The 16,873-nt window shown below is 41.6% G+C and carries 17 protein-coding genes; 8 read left to right on the forward strand and 9 right to left on the reverse strand.

What is annotated here, in order from left to right:
* Positions 1–37: 37 nt before the first annotated feature.
* The 4 genes from ACY3ZI_RS04385 to ACY3ZI_RS04400 all read right to left on the reverse strand — a co-directional run bounded on the left by ACY3ZI_RS04385 (position 38) and on the right by ACY3ZI_RS04400 (position 2,899).
* A complete protein-coding gene (locus ACY3ZI_RS04385; protein ID WP_487376110.1) occupies positions 38–748 on the reverse strand; it encodes a fimbria/pilus periplasmic chaperone in 711 nt (236 codons plus the stop codon).
* A 59-nt stretch (positions 749–807) separates the two neighbouring features.
* Positions 808–1,386, reverse strand: a complete 579-nt coding sequence (locus ACY3ZI_RS04390) for a fimbrial protein (protein ID WP_487376112.1) — start codon at positions 1,384–1,386, stop codon at positions 808–810.
* A 92-nt stretch (positions 1,387–1,478) separates the two neighbouring features.
* The gene (locus ACY3ZI_RS04395; protein WP_211886542.1) at positions 1,479–1,778 is read right to left on the reverse strand and encodes a helix-turn-helix domain-containing protein; all 300 of its coding nucleotides are present in this window, start codon (positions 1,776–1,778) and stop codon (positions 1,479–1,481) included.
* Positions 1,779–2,299: 521 nt separating this feature from the next.
* Entirely contained in the window at positions 2,300–2,899 is a 600-nt protein-coding gene (locus ACY3ZI_RS04400) for an FMN-dependent NADH-azoreductase (RefSeq protein ID WP_211886540.1), read from the reverse strand.
* 103 nt (positions 2,900–3,002) lie between these two features.
* Here ACY3ZI_RS04400 and ACY3ZI_RS04405 point away from each other — a divergent pair, with 103 nt between their 5' ends.
* From ACY3ZI_RS04405 to ACY3ZI_RS04435, 7 genes are all read left to right on the forward strand, one after another.
* A complete protein-coding gene (locus tag ACY3ZI_RS04405; RefSeq protein ID WP_487376115.1) occupies positions 3,003–3,914 on the forward strand; it encodes a LysR family transcriptional regulator in 912 nt (303 codons plus the stop codon).
* Positions 3,915–4,106: 192 nt separating this feature from the next.
* Positions 4,107–4,799 carry a carbohydrate-binding family 9-like protein gene (locus ACY3ZI_RS04410; RefSeq protein WP_249215462.1) on the forward strand — a complete coding sequence of 231 codons (693 nt, stop codon included), beginning with the start codon at positions 4,107–4,109 and terminating at the stop codon, positions 4,797–4,799.
* Between the two features lie 187 nt (positions 4,800–4,986).
* Entirely contained in the window at positions 4,987–5,907 is a 921-nt protein-coding gene (gene murQ, locus ACY3ZI_RS04415) for an N-acetylmuramic acid 6-phosphate etherase (RefSeq protein WP_211886534.1), read from the forward strand.
* A 53-nt stretch (positions 5,908–5,960) separates the two neighbouring features.
* Positions 5,961–7,325 carry a PTS transporter subunit EIIC gene (locus ACY3ZI_RS04420; protein WP_286270962.1) on the forward strand — a complete coding sequence of 455 codons (1,365 nt, stop codon included), beginning with the start codon at positions 5,961–5,963 and terminating at the stop codon, positions 7,323–7,325.
* A gap of 15 nt (positions 7,326–7,340) precedes the next feature.
* Positions 7,341–8,183 carry a MurR/RpiR family transcriptional regulator gene (locus ACY3ZI_RS04425; RefSeq protein ID WP_036954098.1) on the forward strand — a complete coding sequence of 281 codons (843 nt, stop codon included), beginning with the start codon at positions 7,341–7,343 and terminating at the stop codon, positions 8,181–8,183.
* 6 nt (positions 8,184–8,189) lie between these two features.
* Positions 8,190–8,972: a sulfite exporter TauE/SafE family protein gene (locus tag ACY3ZI_RS04430; RefSeq protein ID WP_132496240.1), complete on the forward strand. Its 783-nt coding sequence runs from the start codon at positions 8,190–8,192 to the stop codon at positions 8,970–8,972.
* Positions 8,973–9,428: 456 nt separating this feature from the next.
* Positions 9,429–10,010, forward strand: a complete 582-nt coding sequence (locus ACY3ZI_RS04435) for a hypothetical protein (protein ID WP_211886530.1) — start codon at positions 9,429–9,431, stop codon at positions 10,008–10,010.
* 32 nt (positions 10,011–10,042) lie between these two features.
* Here ACY3ZI_RS04435 and ACY3ZI_RS04440 read toward each other — a convergent pair whose 3' ends face one another.
* From ACY3ZI_RS04440 to fixA, 5 genes are all read right to left on the reverse strand, one after another.
* Complete coding sequence (locus ACY3ZI_RS04440) at positions 10,043–11,365, reverse strand: MFS transporter (RefSeq protein ID WP_108479456.1); 1,323 nt, start codon at positions 11,363–11,365, stop codon at positions 10,043–10,045.
* 96 nt (positions 11,366–11,461) lie between these two features.
* On the reverse strand, positions 11,462–11,749 hold the full coding sequence (fixX, locus tag ACY3ZI_RS04445; protein WP_036954107.1) for a ferredoxin-like protein FixX: 288 nt from the start codon (positions 11,747–11,749) through the stop codon (positions 11,462–11,464).
* Complete coding sequence (fixC, locus tag ACY3ZI_RS04450) at positions 11,746–13,032, reverse strand: FAD-dependent oxidoreductase FixC (RefSeq protein WP_487376120.1); 1,287 nt, start codon at positions 13,030–13,032, stop codon at positions 11,746–11,748. Before fixC ends, fixX begins: the two co-directional genes overlap by 4 nt.
* A gap of 55 nt (positions 13,033–13,087) precedes the next feature.
* Complete coding sequence (locus ACY3ZI_RS04455; protein ID WP_211886529.1) at positions 13,088–14,029, reverse strand: FAD-binding protein; 942 nt, start codon at positions 14,027–14,029, stop codon at positions 13,088–13,090.
* Between the two features lie 11 nt (positions 14,030–14,040).
* Complete coding sequence (fixA, locus tag ACY3ZI_RS04460; RefSeq protein WP_211886527.1) at positions 14,041–14,814, reverse strand: putative electron transfer flavoprotein FixA; 774 nt, start codon at positions 14,812–14,814, stop codon at positions 14,041–14,043.
* A gap of 527 nt (positions 14,815–15,341) precedes the next feature.
* On the opposite strand from fixA, the gene caiT reads away from it, so the two are divergent.
* Positions 15,342–16,859 (forward strand): L-carnitine/gamma-butyrobetaine antiporter, encoded by a 1,518-nt coding sequence (gene caiT, locus ACY3ZI_RS04465; protein WP_487376123.1) that lies wholly within the window; start codon positions 15,342–15,344, stop codon positions 16,857–16,859.
* Positions 16,860–16,873 lie beyond the last annotated feature (14 nt).

Raw genomic sequence — 16,873 nt, forward strand, 5'->3', positions numbered from 1 at the left:
AAACCTTATTTCCATTTGAAATAAAATAGATTAATTCTTAATTGAAAATGGCTGGTTTTGGTGAAGTGATCCCACCAAAATCATTGATTGAACTGAACGTCAATTTACTGGTGTCAAATCCTGCTGGTGCATTAACCTCAATATGACTAAATGGCGCGATCATCGTTGATGGTAATTCATTATTTCCTGAACGAAGGTCAGTTAAGGTCATGTAATACGGCGATGGATTTGATATTTTAATTTTCTGGTTATTAATCTTGCTAAATCGGATAAGGTTTTCAGCTTCCTTTGGTGTGATTTTTAATCCTTTTGGTCTAATGAAAAGTTTAACTCGAGTTACAGCCGCAAGGATTAATGCATTCTTATCAGCTAATTCATTTCGATCAATGGATGGAATGGCTTTAACATTAAAATAAAATAGAGATTCTTTATCTTTCGCTAATTTTTCACCCACATAAACTAGTCGAATGGTATTTTCATTTCTTGGTGCACTAGTAAATAAAGGTGGCGTGGAAATAAAATCGCTTATTTTATTTCCTTTAGCATCCTCAATCCAAGTTTGAACTAGAAAAGCTGATTTATCTGAGGTGTTTCGGATACCCGTGGTAATTTGCTTACTTTCTTGTGGGTAAATAATTCGGGTGCTATCCAGTGTAATTCCACCAGCTAAACAAAGAGAAGAAAAACCAAAATAGAATAACGAAACCAGCCATTGATAATAATGACTTGTTTTAGGTAACGAAAACATAAAAACTCCGGATATAAATAATGCGCACCCGCTATGACACGGGTGCAAAGACAGAAATATTACTGATAAGTAATCGTGAAATCGGCAGATGCGTTAGCTGAACCCGCAGTAACTTCATCCGCTAATGCGATGTACTGTGCTTGGAAGCGTAATGTGCTATCACCTTCATTCATCTTAATAACATCTGTTGCTTTCAGGCCATCAACATTGACTAATTTACTGTTTTGTAAAATTTGGATACCCACGCCCGTTGCGGTTGTTTGTCCACTTTGAGATGCCACTGGAGCAAGGATTTTCTCTTCGTCAGGAACGGTAATACCCGCGAACGTCAGAGAGACATTCTTGAATGTTTCAGTTGCACATCCGGTTAATTTAATATCAAAACCAACGGGTGATGACACTGAATCTTTACCATTAAAACCATCTTGGCGGTATTGACCTAAATTAACAGTTTGTGAAGCATCGTCATTATCAATAACGCAAGGGGTATTCACAATGGTACCCGCAAAATTAACAACGCCACCACTGACAGTTACAGGAGCTAATTCTTCTGGAGCACTAGGTTCTCCGTCTGCAAATACATTTGCAGATAAAGCTAGAGAAATAGGCAATGCGATAGCGATTAACTTAAATTTCATTATATTAATTTCCATTAGATAAAATTTTAAAAGGATTTATTTCTTATTTGGTGCTTGCATTCAAAATAAAGCATGCACTCCGAAAAATACATCTATGTATTTTTGAGATTGCCTACATGAATTACACCGTCAGTTTCTAGCTCATCAATAAGCAAATTGAAAAGTCTATTTTGCTCTGGCTTTATTACCTTGCTACTGAATTCATCGAAGGGAATATTTAATGAATTTAAAATTCTTAAAATATTCTCAATACTTAATGTTGATATTCCTCTTTCATATCTTGATATTTGCTGCTGACTGACTGATATTAAGGATGCTAATTCTTTTTCAGATAACCCTTTGCTTATCCGTGCATTTCTAATAAATGTTCCTATTTTTTCATTTAGTTTCATTATATTGATAATTAGTTAATTACCTAGGTTGGTTAAATATGAGTTGTATAATTTGATGATTTCAAAACGAGGCGAATTGTAGATAGGTTAAATAATGATGTAAATACTCAAAATATGATGAAATATAATGTTACATTCAAATGAAATAAAAAACCTAGAATATTGGCTATTAAATTACTCTTTTTTTGAGTTAAAACTTAAGTGAAATAAAAGAATTTTTGAATAATGACGCAGATCAATAAATAAAATCTATTTACTAATCCCGAAATGAAATAAAATGATACAATATATAATATTTGTTTTCATTTTGCACTTTTAGTTACTCATTATGAGAGTTTTTATGGTGTACTGTATTGCGACACTGTCTGTTTTTATAAAGAAATAGACTATTTAAATATTAATTAATACAGTCCATTAGCTGACAATTAACAATTGTAAGCGAGTATTAATAGTTAATTTAATGAAAACAAAATCCCCACGAATTAAATAATGTAGAGTGGGGATTTCTTTTATTATGATACTTAATGATGAATGAGAAGCATTAATTGTTGTTGAGCATTGGCGAGCCCAGCCTCATAACCTTCGGGCTTCATATCTAAACCTTCTGCGTAGATAAACTGAACATCCTTAATACCCATTAACCCTAATACAGAGTTTAAATAAGGGGTAATTGCATCGGTCTCTTGTCCGTAATGAATACCGCCTCGAGCACTAAATACCAGTGCTTTGACATTTTCAACTAACCCTAGTGGGTAGGTTGCGGTATAGCGAAAAGTTTCTCTAGCACGAACCACTAAATCAAACCAATTTTTCAATTCAGTTGGTACATTGAGATTGTACATTGGCGCACCAAGGATCAGTAAGTCACTCTCTTTAAGCTCAGCAATAAGTTGGTCAGAAAGTTCAGCGGTATTTTTTAAATCAGAGTTGCTAATTTCCGCGCCTCTTAATGCTGCGAAACGGGCTTGATTGAGAACGGGTAATGGGTTTTCTGCCACATCACGCTCGATAATACAGTCTTGATAGCCTTGGGCTTTACGTTCATCCAGATATTGCTGAATTAAAGTGTTGGTCTGCGATTGTGCACCGTTAATACTGGATTTGATAACTAAAATTTTCATGGAATTTTTCCTTATCAATTTAGGATGTGACCAGTATATCTGGCTTGATAAGTTGACAATGAGTGATATTCTTTCCTTATATTGTTTCCAAATGAGCACCAATATGAACAAGTTAGATTTGAACTGTTTACCTATTTTTATTGCAGTGGTTGAAAGTGGAAATTTTACCGCGGCATCTGAGCGGCTACATGTAACTCGTTCAGCAGTGAGCAAAAGTATTTCGCGTTTAGAAAATAGCCTAGGCGTTGCATTGTTTCAGCGAACCACCCGTCAGCAAGCATTAACGGATGATGGAATGGTGCTGTATGAATATGCGAGTCATGCGCTGAATTCTCTGCAAGAAGCGTCAAACTTCTTGGAAAGTGGCAAGCGTAATGTCGAAGGGAAAGTCTGCATTACCGCGCCTCGGCTATTGGGAAACTTATATGTTATCCCGCTACTGATTGAGTTAATGAACCTTTACCCTAAATTGGAAATTGAGACGTTATTGAATGACAGGAATGTAGATTTACAGCAAGAAGGGGTTCATGTTGCAGTGCGAGTGGGGCAACTTGCTGATTCAAACCAATTGATTGCACATGAAATTGGCCACCATAAAATGATTTTTTGTGCATCACCTGATTATTTAACGGCAAATGGTACGCCGACGGCACTCTGCGAATTAGAAAAATATCAGCTTATTGCCTACACACAGGGCGGACATATTTTGCCTTGGCAAGTGTATGACCAAGCTCAGCAAGAGCACCGCTATTTACCCACCAGTAAATTGATTATGGATGATATGCAAACCATTATGCTGGCGACAATAAAAGGGGCGGGAATTGCGTATTTGCCTCAGTGGCTGGCACAAGAAAAAATACATTCGGGACAGCTTGTTGAGATTTTATCTGGCTATCAAAGTGCTCGTTACCCAATTTCTGTCGTGTGGGTCGCAACGTCCTTTTTACCGCTAAAAATAAGAGTGGTAATCGATGCGATCCGTGAAAAGTTAGCCTTAAGTTTAAGGTCAGAATAGCGAAATTATAAACAGTGAGCCTCTTCACAATGTGAGGTTTTTTATTGAACATGCCTTGCTCCTGGTGAAATTTTAATTCTATATTCGTTATATATTATGAAATTTAATTTCTTAAACAATCATAACGATTCTGTTATAAAAAACACCATGATGTTATTCGCACATTATAAAACCGATAAAGTGAGGCAAGGCATGAAATTAACCACCCTATTTGCAGCAACAACCTTGTTAGTGACCGCCAGCGTGGCGGCAAAAGAGTACCCCATTCATCATACTGCGCAGATTAATTCCCTTGAAGATGCTCAAAAAGTAGCGGTTTGGGAGCAGGCTGAAGTGCTCACTGACTTTACTTATCCGTGGGAAAATGAGACGCCACCAAAAACTGATTTCCGTGCATTATGGAGCGATAATGCGCTCTATTTTCGCTTTATTGCTGACGATAAAGATATCCAGCTAGGCAAAGATGCTGATAAAGATCAGGCGGTATTGGACTCAGACCGTGTGGAATTATTTTTTGCAACCAGCCCTGAGTTAAAACCGTATTACACAGCGGAAATGGACCCATCAGGGCGTACATTTGATGCGAAAGCCAATTTTTACCGCGAAGTGGATCCAAGCTGGAATTGGGAAACATTAAAAACGGTCGGGCAAATTACCCCTGAAGGTTATGTGTTAACGGGGAAAATCGATCTGGATGAATTCACCAAGTTGAATCTTTGGCAAGATAATGACAAGAAAACCTTGATGTGCGCCATTCTGCGCGGTGAGTTTAGTGCCGGTGAGCCTAAGCAAGTGCGTAAGTGGATCAGCTGGATCAAGCCGGATTCAGTGAAGCCAGACTTCCATATCCCTTCCGCTTTCGGAAGTTGTAAGCTCGTCAAATAGTCCTCATCCGGTGGCAGTCTTAAACGGTTTATAAAGTTGCCACCGGTTCTTTCACACTTTTTCATGTTGTTGTTGTGAGACCAGTCACGTAAATCATCACAAGTGAATAACTTGTTATGATTAGGATTGAAATTAAAATTCATAAATAGTATTTTTTAATGAAATATAGTTTCAATTGAGGTGTGCCATGTCAGTAACCGAAAATACGCTTAGTGATTGTTTGAACAATGAACTTAATCAGGACACATTGCAGTTTTCTCGCTTAGATACCTTATCGATGTTAACGGTGATCAATCAGGCTGATAGCACGGTAGCAACGGCATTACAGTCGGTATTGCCAGAGCTCGCCAATGTGGTGGATGTGATTGCGGATCGTTTAAAACAAGGCGGGCGGATCTTTTATGTGGGTGCTGGCACCAGTGGTCGACTGGCGGTATTAGACAGCGCAGAGTGTCCGCCAACATTTGGTACATCGCCAGAAATGGTGCAATCGATTATTGCGGGCGGTCATTCGGCTATGTTGAAAGCCGTTGAAAATATTGAAGACTCAACGGAAGCATCGGTAGAAGAACTACGGGCACGCGGTGCAACGGAAAAAGATGTGATTATTGGTATTGCGGCAAGTGGACGAACGCCATTTACCTTAGCGGCGATTGAATATGGTAATCAAATCGGGGCATTAACCGTGGGGATAACCACTCGTGGACACGGTTTGCTCAGTGAGTTAGCGCAGTATGCCATTGCGCCGGATGTGGGGGCGGAAGTACTTTCTGGCTCTACGCGCATGAAAAGTGGCACTGCACAAAAAATGATTTTAGGCATGCTAAGCACCTGTGTCATGGGACGCTTAGGGCGAATTCATACCAATTTAATGGTCGATGTGATGGCGAGTAATATTAAATTACTGCGTCGTGCTGAACGTATTGTTGGGGAAGTGTGCGGGATTGATGTAGACACTGCGGCAGCATTATTGAAGCAAGTGGATTATCACCCGCGCCGCGCCATTTTGATGCATGAATTGAATATTACTGCACAACAAGCGACAGAGATTGTTCAGTGTAACCCGAACACCAGTTTGGATTCGATGCTAAACAGTCACAGTGAATAGCGTAAAACATAACATAAACAGAGTCATAACTCAGTCGACACCGGGGAAATCCTATGGCTAATAAGATAGAACATCTGGAAGTGCTCGCCAGAGAAATAGAAAAATATGCGGGCGGGTTTGAAAACGTGGGTACCTTAACCCACTGTATGACTCGTATCCGTCTGGTTTTAAAAGATAATAGTAAATTTGATGCAGATGCTCTCAAGCAAGTGGAGGGCGTGAAGGGCGTTGTCTTTAATGGTGAACAACAGCAAGTGATTGTGGGCATGGGGACGGCGGCGAAAGTCTTCTCTGTGATGAATAAAAGAATGCAAAACAGCGGCGTGGCGAGTGATGAAAGTACACCATCAGCGCCAGAGAAAAAATCGTTTTCTATCCGCCGTATGCTGAATACATTAGCCGCAATTTTTGTCCCAACCATTCCTGCGTTAATTGGTTGTGGTCTAATTATGGGGCTAATTAATATTGTGCGTTTAGTGGCACCAGGCGTGGTTGAGCAGTTCCCTGAGCTGTTTAAATTATTAAAGCTGATCGGTAGCGCAGTATTTACCTATTTATCCATTATGATTGGGGTAAATACCGCGAAAGAATTAGGCGCATCCACGTCGATTGGTGCTGTGATGGCGGGGCTTTTAGCGATGCCGGGCTTAGCTGATATCACCTTATTTGGTGAAAAACTCCAACCGAATAGCGGCGGAATTTTCGCGGTGCTGATGGTGGTGGTGTTCTCCTCTAAGTTTGAAGTGTGGTTTAGGGGCATCATTAAAGAGAGTTTAGATCTGATTGTGACGCCATTTGTGACGATTTTAGTCTCTGCAATGGTGGCGTTAGTCGTCTTCCAACCGGCGGGTCATTATCTGAACCAAGTGCTGGCACAAGGGGTTTCTGTGGCGCTACTGAGTAGTGGTGGCGGGGCAGTAGCAACGGGCGGCATCTTAGGTGGCAGCTTCCTATTCTTATTACTGACTGGTCTGCACCAAGGTTTGATACCAATTCATGCGGAAATTCTACAAACTTTTGGTTTGAACTATTTATTCCCAATCTTAGCCATGGGCGGAATGGGGCAAGTGGGGTCATGTTTCTGGGTGTTCCTGAAAACCAAAAACCAGCGTTTAAAGAAAACCTTAGTAGGGGCATTACCCGTCGGTATCTTCGGTGTGGGTGAGCCATTACTGTTCGGGGTTTCCTTACCGCTGGGTAAACCGTTTATTGCAGGCTGTATCGGTGGGGCCGCGGGCGGTGCGCTGATGGCGTTCTTCCATGTGGGTATTATCATTCCATTTGGTACCGCGGGTTTATCCTTAATTCCGCTGGTGGGTGATGGGCAGATTCTGGATTTTCTGATTGCGGTAGCAGGCGCATGGATTGTCGGTTTCATTGCCAGTATGATAATAGGCTTCAACGATCCAGAAAAATAATAAGAAGGTATAGCCATGTCAGCACTGACAGTAAAATTGGAAAGCTTATTGACGAGAGGCAAAGGCACAGAGCAGCGTATTGCAAAGTTTTTGCTGGAATATCGCGATAGCCTTGTGGCAATGAATGCCGCTGAATTGGCTCGTGAGGCTGGCGTGAGCAGCGCATCCGTCATTCGTTTTGCAAGGCAAATGGGCTATCGTGGCTATCCTGAATTCAAAGTCGATTATTTATCTGATGAGAAGCAACACAAAGCGGAAAGTTTGTATGGCAATCTGAGCCGTAACGATGATACGGCTCAGATTATCGCTAAATCTGGGCAGTTATTTATTAGTGCCATTGAAAAATCCTTAGAGCTGCTAGAGCCCGCCGCGGTTGATGCCGTCGCGCAAAAATTAGTTGAAGCCAAGCGCATTGTGCTATTTGGTATTGGCTCGTCCGCGATTGTAGCGAATGATATTTTCCATAAGCTTATTCGCGTTAATAAATCGGCGTTATTTAGCCCTGACTTGCATGTGCAGTTGAGCTATTCGGCAAATTTAGGTGAAGGGGATCTCGCCATCGCCGTGACGGCAAGGGGAAATACGCCAGAAGTTAACCGAATGCTGAAGTCGGCGCATGAAAATGGCTGCACGACGATTGCTTTAACGCGCTTTGGGCAAGATGACGCGGCGCGTCTCGCGGATTTAACGCTGCCATATTACTATGATGAACAACACTCTCAGCTGGGGGTGATCACACCTCAAGTGTTGCAGATGGTGATATTCGATACGTTATTTTTCAAATATTTAACCCTTGCCAATGAAGATGCAGACATCGCATTGCAAAAAGGTCGACAAGCCGTTACTCAGGCAGGATAAACCACCATGATTGTCACAGAGTTAGCCATCGGCGCACTGATTGGCTTGATTATAAGCACAACCGGTGTGGGCGGTGGTGTGATTGTTTTACCCATACTGACCTACTTTTTTGGGCTTAACGCCTTAGCCGCAGTAGCAACGGCCAACTTTCTCTCCATGTTGATGAAGGTCTCTTCGTCATACATGCATTTTCGGTTAGGCAATATTCCACTAAAAGGGGCATTGATTGTCTTGGCGATTATGTTGCCAAGTACGTTTTTATCCAGCCTGTTTGTGACGTGGCTCGGTAGTATCCCTGCTTATGAAAAACAGGTGGAGTGGGGCATTAATGTGTTGGTCTCCGCTGCGATTATTTTTTCATTGTATTTATTTATTCAACGGATGTTTTTTGCTAATCCGCGTAAAAAAGTTGCTGTGAAAGAAAACCAATTGAAAGCGATGGCGATCCCGGCGGTATTGGCGGGAATTGTATTAGGCGCAACTGGGGTTGGCGGCGGAGTGGTTGTTCTACCCATGTTATTGCGTTATATGGATTTAAATATTAAGCAAGCCATTGGCACATCAATTGTGGTGACGACGGTGTTATCAGGCTCTTCGGCGCTGGCTTATGCGCAAGATGGTCACACGGATTTAAAACTGGCATTAATTTTATGTGTAGGGGCACTGTTAGTGATGCCGCTAGCGAAATATTTGCTGGTGAAATTATCTGAGCGAACTTTCCAATATATTACGTTATTGCTGATTTTATGCAGTGCGGTGATGATGACATGGAAAGTGATTATGCCATAAAGGTGAAATGATTTTTTCTTGCTCGTCTACTTTATTTCATTTATCTGAAGTTGATAGTTTAAATATCGTTATATTTAAACTATCAACATTGGTTTCTATTTAATTCCCATCTAAAAAAGAAAATCAATTTTTAATAAATTTATAAATATAATTGATTTCTTGTTCTCTTAATTGAAAAAATATTATCATTAATAAAATGTTGGACTATAATAAATTTTTATTAATTGAAAGTGAATCTATTTTTGATTTTCATTGTTGAATTTTAAAATATGGCGCTATCTTTTTTGTATATGTAATAATTGATGTTGTTTTTTTGCTTTAAACAATTGATATTGAAGTGGATGCTCTTATAAAGATACGGTGTGTAATTAACTTTAAATTGCGATTTATATTTTGGAAAACACATTATTTGTTTTTCAAGAGTATTGAAAAGCATCAATCCCAAATGATTATATTATGAAATATCAGTTAACACATATGTGTAGCCAATCAACACAGTTTTATGGTGTTGAAACAAACTTAAACCTAGAGCAATTTCAACAAGCGTGTGCTTATATTCAGTTAATTAGAGATAAGCTACCTAGTTTTTCATCTTCGGATGATTATTTAACTGAGTGTGAAACTCTTTTTCTTCTTCAGATGTTTTATGGCTTTATACCATTATATGAAAATAGTGAAGTGGATGCGATTGTTGATGTTCATCATAACTGGGAATGTTATGTCATTGGTGGGAATTTAGCGTCAATAAACCAATATGCGATATGTAATGCAAGCATTATTATGTTGGAATTTCTTCGCTATAAATTACAGACAAAACTCAATACTTATTCTAATGAGAAAATAAAAGTTGATTTAGCTCGGCTAGATTCCTTATTAAGCGGCCATTTTTTAAAAAAAGAATGGGCGCTGAAAGATATTTATGGACATGATCTTACGGGTATTCAATTTTTAAGAAGTGATAAAGTTGAATTAATATCTAAAGAGCCTGAAATAGAGCCAAGGACACGGGGATATTTAATCCCCGAGATTTCGTTGTGATTAGACGAAAGATTTTTAAAATGGGTATTAGGCTATTTTCTTTTCATTATGCTCATCTTGGAGGTTTGCGCTAAGGTTAATCCTTTGGTTTCTGGCGCAAACAGGATGGAAACCACTAAGCCGACTAACGAAACGCCAGCCCCCATGAGTACCACATGGCTAATGCCATATTCGTGAATAAAGACAGGCAGTGCCCACGTTGAAAAAATGGTTCCGATGCGGCTTATAGACATAATCACGCCAACAGCGGAAGCACGAATATCGGTCGGAAAAAGCTCGTTCGGATACAGCCATTGTAATATCCCTGGACCGCCAGAAAAGAAAGCGTAAATACCGAACATAATGATCACTAAGCAGATCCCCAGATTGGAGAATAAACCGAGGATAGCCAGTGCGCAGGTCATAATTGCAAAGCTGCCTATCAGTAATGGCCTTCTGCCCATTTTGTTGAGCCAGTACATTGCAGGTAAGCAGCCGAGCATAAAGAATAGGCTAATGACGACATTACCGAGTGCGGCATTTTTCCCTTGATCCCAACCAAGTTCCCCGACAATTTGCGGGCCAAATGTGTAAATGGCAAACATGGGGATCACTTGGCAAGTCCAAATCGCTGCGGTGAATAAGACAAAAGAGAAGTGCCGCTTGGTAAAAATATCAATAAAGCGGGTTTTCTTTTGCTCTTCGGCCTCAAATACCACGGGCTGACCGAATAATTTGGTCATCATTTTTTGGCATTCTTGATGCCGACCTTTGCGGATCAGCCAAAGTGGCGACTCAGGTAAATCAAAACGACCAATCAAAATCACGATGCAGGGGATTACGGCACTCCCAAGCATCCAGCGCCAGCCATCTTCAACATCATATAAAGCATAGCCCACAAGGTTGGCACAAGTGGCACCGACGTACCACATTGCAGCAATAAACCCGACAGCAAAAGCGCGCTGTTTAGTATTGGAAAATTCGGTGATCATCGACGTGGCTATCGGGTAGTCAGCCCCGATGACAATGCCTATTAAAAAGCGCATTAACAGAAGCTGTAAAGGCGTTGAAACAAACATCGTAGCGACGGAGATTGCCCCAATCGCCACAATATCAATCAGGAACATTTTACGGCGACCGACTTGGTCGCAGATATAACCAAATAAAGAGGTACCGATAAACAGCCCCGCTAACGTGGCTGCACCGAGTAAACCAATCCACTCATTACTTAAATTAAGCACTGGAGTGAGCTGCTCTAAGGCAACGCCAATGAGGACTAATACGTAACCGTCAAGAAAAGGCCCACCGCTGCCCCACAACATAATGCGGCGGTGGACTGAGGAAAACTGGATGTCATCAAAGCTTTTAGGTTGCATAGTCGTTACCTGCATTAGCGCAATAAAATAAAAAAAACTCTCGAAGCAACATAACTTTATGGGATAACTTCGCTTCGAGAGTAAGCGCTAGTTATATCAGCCGTATCGAAACTCAATACCGAAGGTACCGCGTGGATATTCCCATTTTTCCAGTGCGCTACCGAGACCCAGAATGCGGCATGTCCCACATTCAAGACAGCCGGCATAATCAAAACGCACCGAGCCATCATCTTGTTTTTTATACAAACCTGCTGGGCAGGCTTTGGTTAATGTTTCGAGTACCGCCATATCAGGTTGCTCTTTGATAACGATATGGGGGATCTCTTCATCGACATTAAATTTATTAATACCGAGTTTGACATCAACATTTACGGGAGCACTCATATCGCTCTCACTCCTTTAATTCCGTCTTTAATTAGATTCATAAAGCCGACTTTTTTCGCATGTTGCAGCATGGTTTTGCGCAGAGGCACAGGGGCTTCATCTGAGATGGTGAACAGTTTTTTGGCAATACCAAGTGCCATCTCCGGGTATGCGGTGAACATGCGCGGGTTATCTAAGAATTCAGGCATTCTTTGGTAGGCTTTCATATCGCGCAATGGGCCTTGTTCCAGCAAAGTGAGGTATTCGCTTAGGCCTTGCTTGCTAAAGTCCTCTTTTTTCATTGCGCTGAGTACGGCTTGAGCTGCGGCTTCACCTGAAGCGACGGCTAAGTCCATACCGCGAATTGTAAAGCCTAAGTTCATGCACATACCTGCGGCATCGCCAGCAACAAGAACACCATCTCGAACAAGTTCAGATTGCATTTTTAAACCGGCTTCAGGCACTACATGGGCGGCGTATTCAATCATTTTTCCGCCTTCAATTAATGGCGCGACAGCAGGGTGCTGTTTAAAATCTTCGAGCATTTGTGGAACGGATTTTTTGGTGTCTTTAATGTGGTGTAGACCACACACCAGCCCTAACGAAATAGTATCTTCGTTGGTGTAAAGGAAACCACCGCCCATCAAACCATCGGTTGGCGAGCCTGCAAATAGCCATGCAACACCTTCGTTGCCTTGAAGGTTGAAGCGGTTTTGTAAAACGTCTTTTGGTAGCTCAATCAGTTCTTTGACGCCGACAGCGACATGCTCGGCACTGACGCGTTTTGTCATGCCCAATTGTTCTGCTAGAAGGGAATTTACGCCGTCAGCGAGGATCACCACTTTGGCTTCGAGTACATCACCGTCAGCTTCGACACCAACGACTTTGCCATCACGTTCAACCAGCTTATCAACGCGGATCCCAGTGATGCATTGTGCACCTGCATTTTCAGCTTGTTCAGCTAACCATGGATCCAGTTTTCCACGCAGGATGGACCATGAGGTTTCTTCGGGTTTTTGTGGGTCACCATTTTGGTAATCCACCGTCATTGCACCGGTTTCGGTCATAAAAGAGAGCTTTTCATGGGTGATCATGCGCTCAATAGGTGCTTCTTTGGTAAACCCAGGAATGATCCGCTCTAAACTGTGAGCATACATGCGCCCACCTGTTACGTTCTTGCCGCCCGCATAGTTTCCTCTTTCAATTAGGAGAACTTGAGCACCTTCACGGGCAAGTACCAGTGCAGCAACTGAGCCAGCCAGACCAGCTCCTACTATGATTGCATCAAAAATATCATCGGACATAGTGTCTCCAAACTTAATGCAGTAGTGAGGGAGTTCCCCCCACTACTTAGGATGTTTATTTGGCCAGTTGCTGAGTCAGTGCTGGAAGAATTTTAAAGAGATCCCCAACAATCCCGTAGTCTGCAAATTGGAAGATAGGGGCATTTTTGTCTTTGTTGATGGCAACAATCGTTTGAGCACCATTAGCGCCAACCATGTGTTGGATCTGCCCTGAAATACCGACTGCAAGATACAGTTCAGGTTTGATCATCAGGTTGGAAATACCTACATAGCGTTCATGCTCCATCCATTTTTCGTTTTCAGCCACAGGACGGGAACACGCAATTTCAGCACCAATGGAATCCGCTAATGCTTTAGCAATGGCAATGTTTTCTTGGCTACCGATGCCTCGACCCACACTGACCACAAGGCGTGCTTTGTCTAACTCAACAGAGTTACCGGCTTTTTGCTGAACCGAGGTACGTACAACAGATTGTTTTGGTTCAATCCATTGTGCAACTTGGGCTGTGCCGCTAAGTGATGCATTACTTGATGCGGCATCAAAAGTCCCAGTCGCCACTGTGGCGATGGAAAATGAGCTGCTTAATGTTTCACTGCCGAACGCCAAGCCGCCATAGACCATGTGCTTGATAACCGGTTTGTTATCTTCAATGACGACAGTGGCTGCATCATTCGAGACTGCGGCTTGCAGTCTTGCGCCTAAACGTGCCGCCAATAGTTTTCCACGACGTGTATTTGGCAGTAACAGCAGTCCGGTATCACCATGTTGCTTGATCACATCGACGACGGTATCTGCATAATCTTCGATAATACGGTCATCCGGTTTGCCGGATAATTGAATAACTTGGTTTGCACCGAGTTGAAAAGCTTGCGTAGTTTGCGCGTCATCCAATGCGATAACGTTGACATGTTCACCAAGAGTCTGTGCGCCGCCGATCAGTTCAGGTAAGCGAGAAGCCATGTCACTCAGTACCCAAACGGTTGATAATTTGCTCATAACTCCCCCTATTATTTAATGATTTTTCTTAAGTGTTCAGCGAACTGTGCAACTTGGTCATCGCCATCGCCTTCAATAATGATGCGCTGACGAACTTTTTGTTTTGGTGCAGCAATCGATTGAGCCGATAACGCCGCCACATCGCCAAGACCGATATCAGCAGCCGTCCAAGCTTGAACCGGTTTTTTCGCAGCACCTAAAATGGCTTTCATCGATGGAATAACAGGGACGTTAATGTCTGAAGTCACTGCAAGAACCGCAGGCAGTGGAATGGATAACGTTTCGATTTCGTCTTCGAGTTCACGTTCAACAACAATGGCATCTGGTGCAATAGAGAGGATTTTTTTGACCCCATTAATGGCAGGAACTTGCAGCTCTTCTCCCATTAAAATACTGACTTGCTGGGCGTTGAGGTCAGCAGAGCCATCACCGCACAGAATCAAATCAAAGCCCACCTTTTTGGCGGCGGCACTAAGGGCAATCGCGCTTTGATGCGGCAGGGCATATTCGAATTGGTCTTCAACCACCACGACTAATTCATCAGGACCACGGGATAAAACGTCTTTACGACCTTTCATGTTGGTCAGCGCTTTGCCACCAATACTTAACGCAATAACTTTACTTTCTGGTTGCTGCGCTTTTATTTGATTCGCAGCTTCAATGGCATTTAAATCATATTGACTAATTTTAGTATCAGCGCGAGAAAAATCTAAAGAGCCATCTGAGCTATTAACAACAATATCTTGTTCATCAGGAACAGATTTGTAGCATGTAATAATATTCATTACATCTCCTAGAATAAAATAAATGGAACAGTTGCGGTTTAATATTTATATGAGTATCACAAACTGGATATTTAAAAATAAAACCTACATCACCAATATTGAACACCTTAAATTAAAGCGGGTTTAAATATTCATACTGTTACATTACTCACCAATACTGTAAAAATCATCAAGTTAGCAAGCTAATGTTCAATATTGCTAGCTTAATCACCAATACTGAATGAGCTTAATAACATTAACCTAACATTATATTTTATTGCTTTGTTTTTATTGGTTTATTTTTTTATTTTCAAAGTAAAAATTAATAACAAATTTTTATCACGAATAATATTGTGACCTTAATAACAGAATTGTTATTGGTGAGCCGACATGATTCAAATAGTAAATAAATTAATTAATCTTTAATTGGCTATTGATAATAAGTAATTGGGCATATTTAAGAGGCGTTTATTTAGAAGTCATTAAATGAATGTTAAATATTTATTGTTTTAAAACTTATGTATTAAATAATAAATTGGAATAGACCTATGAGCAAAGAAAATAAAAAGGTCGGAATAGAACCGAAAGTTTTTTTCCCACCATTAATTATTGTCGGGTTACTGTGCTGGTTAACAGTACGTGACCTCGATGCATCAAACGAAGTGATTAACCAAGTCTTTAGCTATGTCACCAATGTCTGGGGATGGGCATTTGAATGGTATATGGTCATTATGTTTGGTGGTTGGTTTTGGTTAATTTTCGGACCTTACGCGAAGAAACGTTTAGGGGATGAAAAGCCTGAATTTAGCCGTGCAGGCTGGATTTTTATGATGTTCGCATCTTGTACTTCAGCCGCGGTGCTGTTCTGGGGATCGATTGAAATTTATTACTATATTTCATCGCCGCCGTTTGATTTTGCACCGTATTCTAATGAAGCCAAAAGTATCGGGTTAGCTTACAGCTTGTTCCATTGGGGACCGCTGCCGTGGGCAACTTACAGCTTCCTCTCTGTTGCTTTCGCTTACTTTTTCTTTGTTCGTAAAATGGATGTGATCCGCCCAAGTAGTACGCTGGCTCCGCTAGTGGGTGAGAAGCGTGCCAATGGCTGGTTCGGTACCATTATCGACAACTTCTATTTGGTTGCATTGATCTTAGCGATGGGAACCAGCTTGGGTCTGGCAACACCGCTGGTGACTGAATGTATTCAATATCTGTTCGGTATTCCACATACCTTGCAGCTTGATGCGATCATTATCTTCAGCTGGATCATCCTCAATGCGGTGTGTGTAGCATTTGGTCTGCAAAAAGGGGTGAAAGCCGCCAGTGATGTACGCAGCTATTTAAGTTTCTTAATGCTTGGATGGGTGCTTATTGTCAGTGGTGCGAGCTTTATCGCCAACTATTTTACAGACTCTGTCGGCGTATTATTAATGTATATGCCACGCATGCTGTTCTATACCGATGCAGTTGGCAAAGGTGGATTCCCTCAAGGTTGGACCGTGTTTTACTGGGCTTGGTGGGTTATCTACGCGATTCAAATGTGTATTTTCCTCGCACGTATTTCCAAAGGACGTACTGTTCGTGAACTGTGTTTAGGTATGGTTGCGGGCTTAACCGCAGGTACTACCTTAATTTGGACCATTCTCGGCAGTAACACGCTCCAACTGATTGATAAAAATGTCATTAACATTCCTAAGTTGATTGAAGAGTTCGGTGTTGCACGAGCCATCATTGAAACTTGGGCCGCTTTACCTTTGAGCACTGTAACAATTTGGGGCTTCTTCATCCTCTGCTTTATCGCCACTGTCACACTGATTAACGCCTGTTCATACACTCTCGCTATGTCGACTTGTCGCGCAGTGAAAGATGGAGAGGAGCCACCGTTATTAGTGCGTATTGGTTGGTCTGTTCTTGTCGGCGTGATTGGCATTGTCTTACTGGCATTAGGCGGATTGAAACCCATTCAAACGGCGATTATTGCCGGAGGATGCCCACTTTTTTTCGTGAACATCATGGTAACGCTCTCCTTTATTAAAGATGCAAGAGTGCATTGGAAAAACGATTAATTTACTAAGTAACA

The organism is Providencia sp. LY12 (assembly GCF_057621555.1).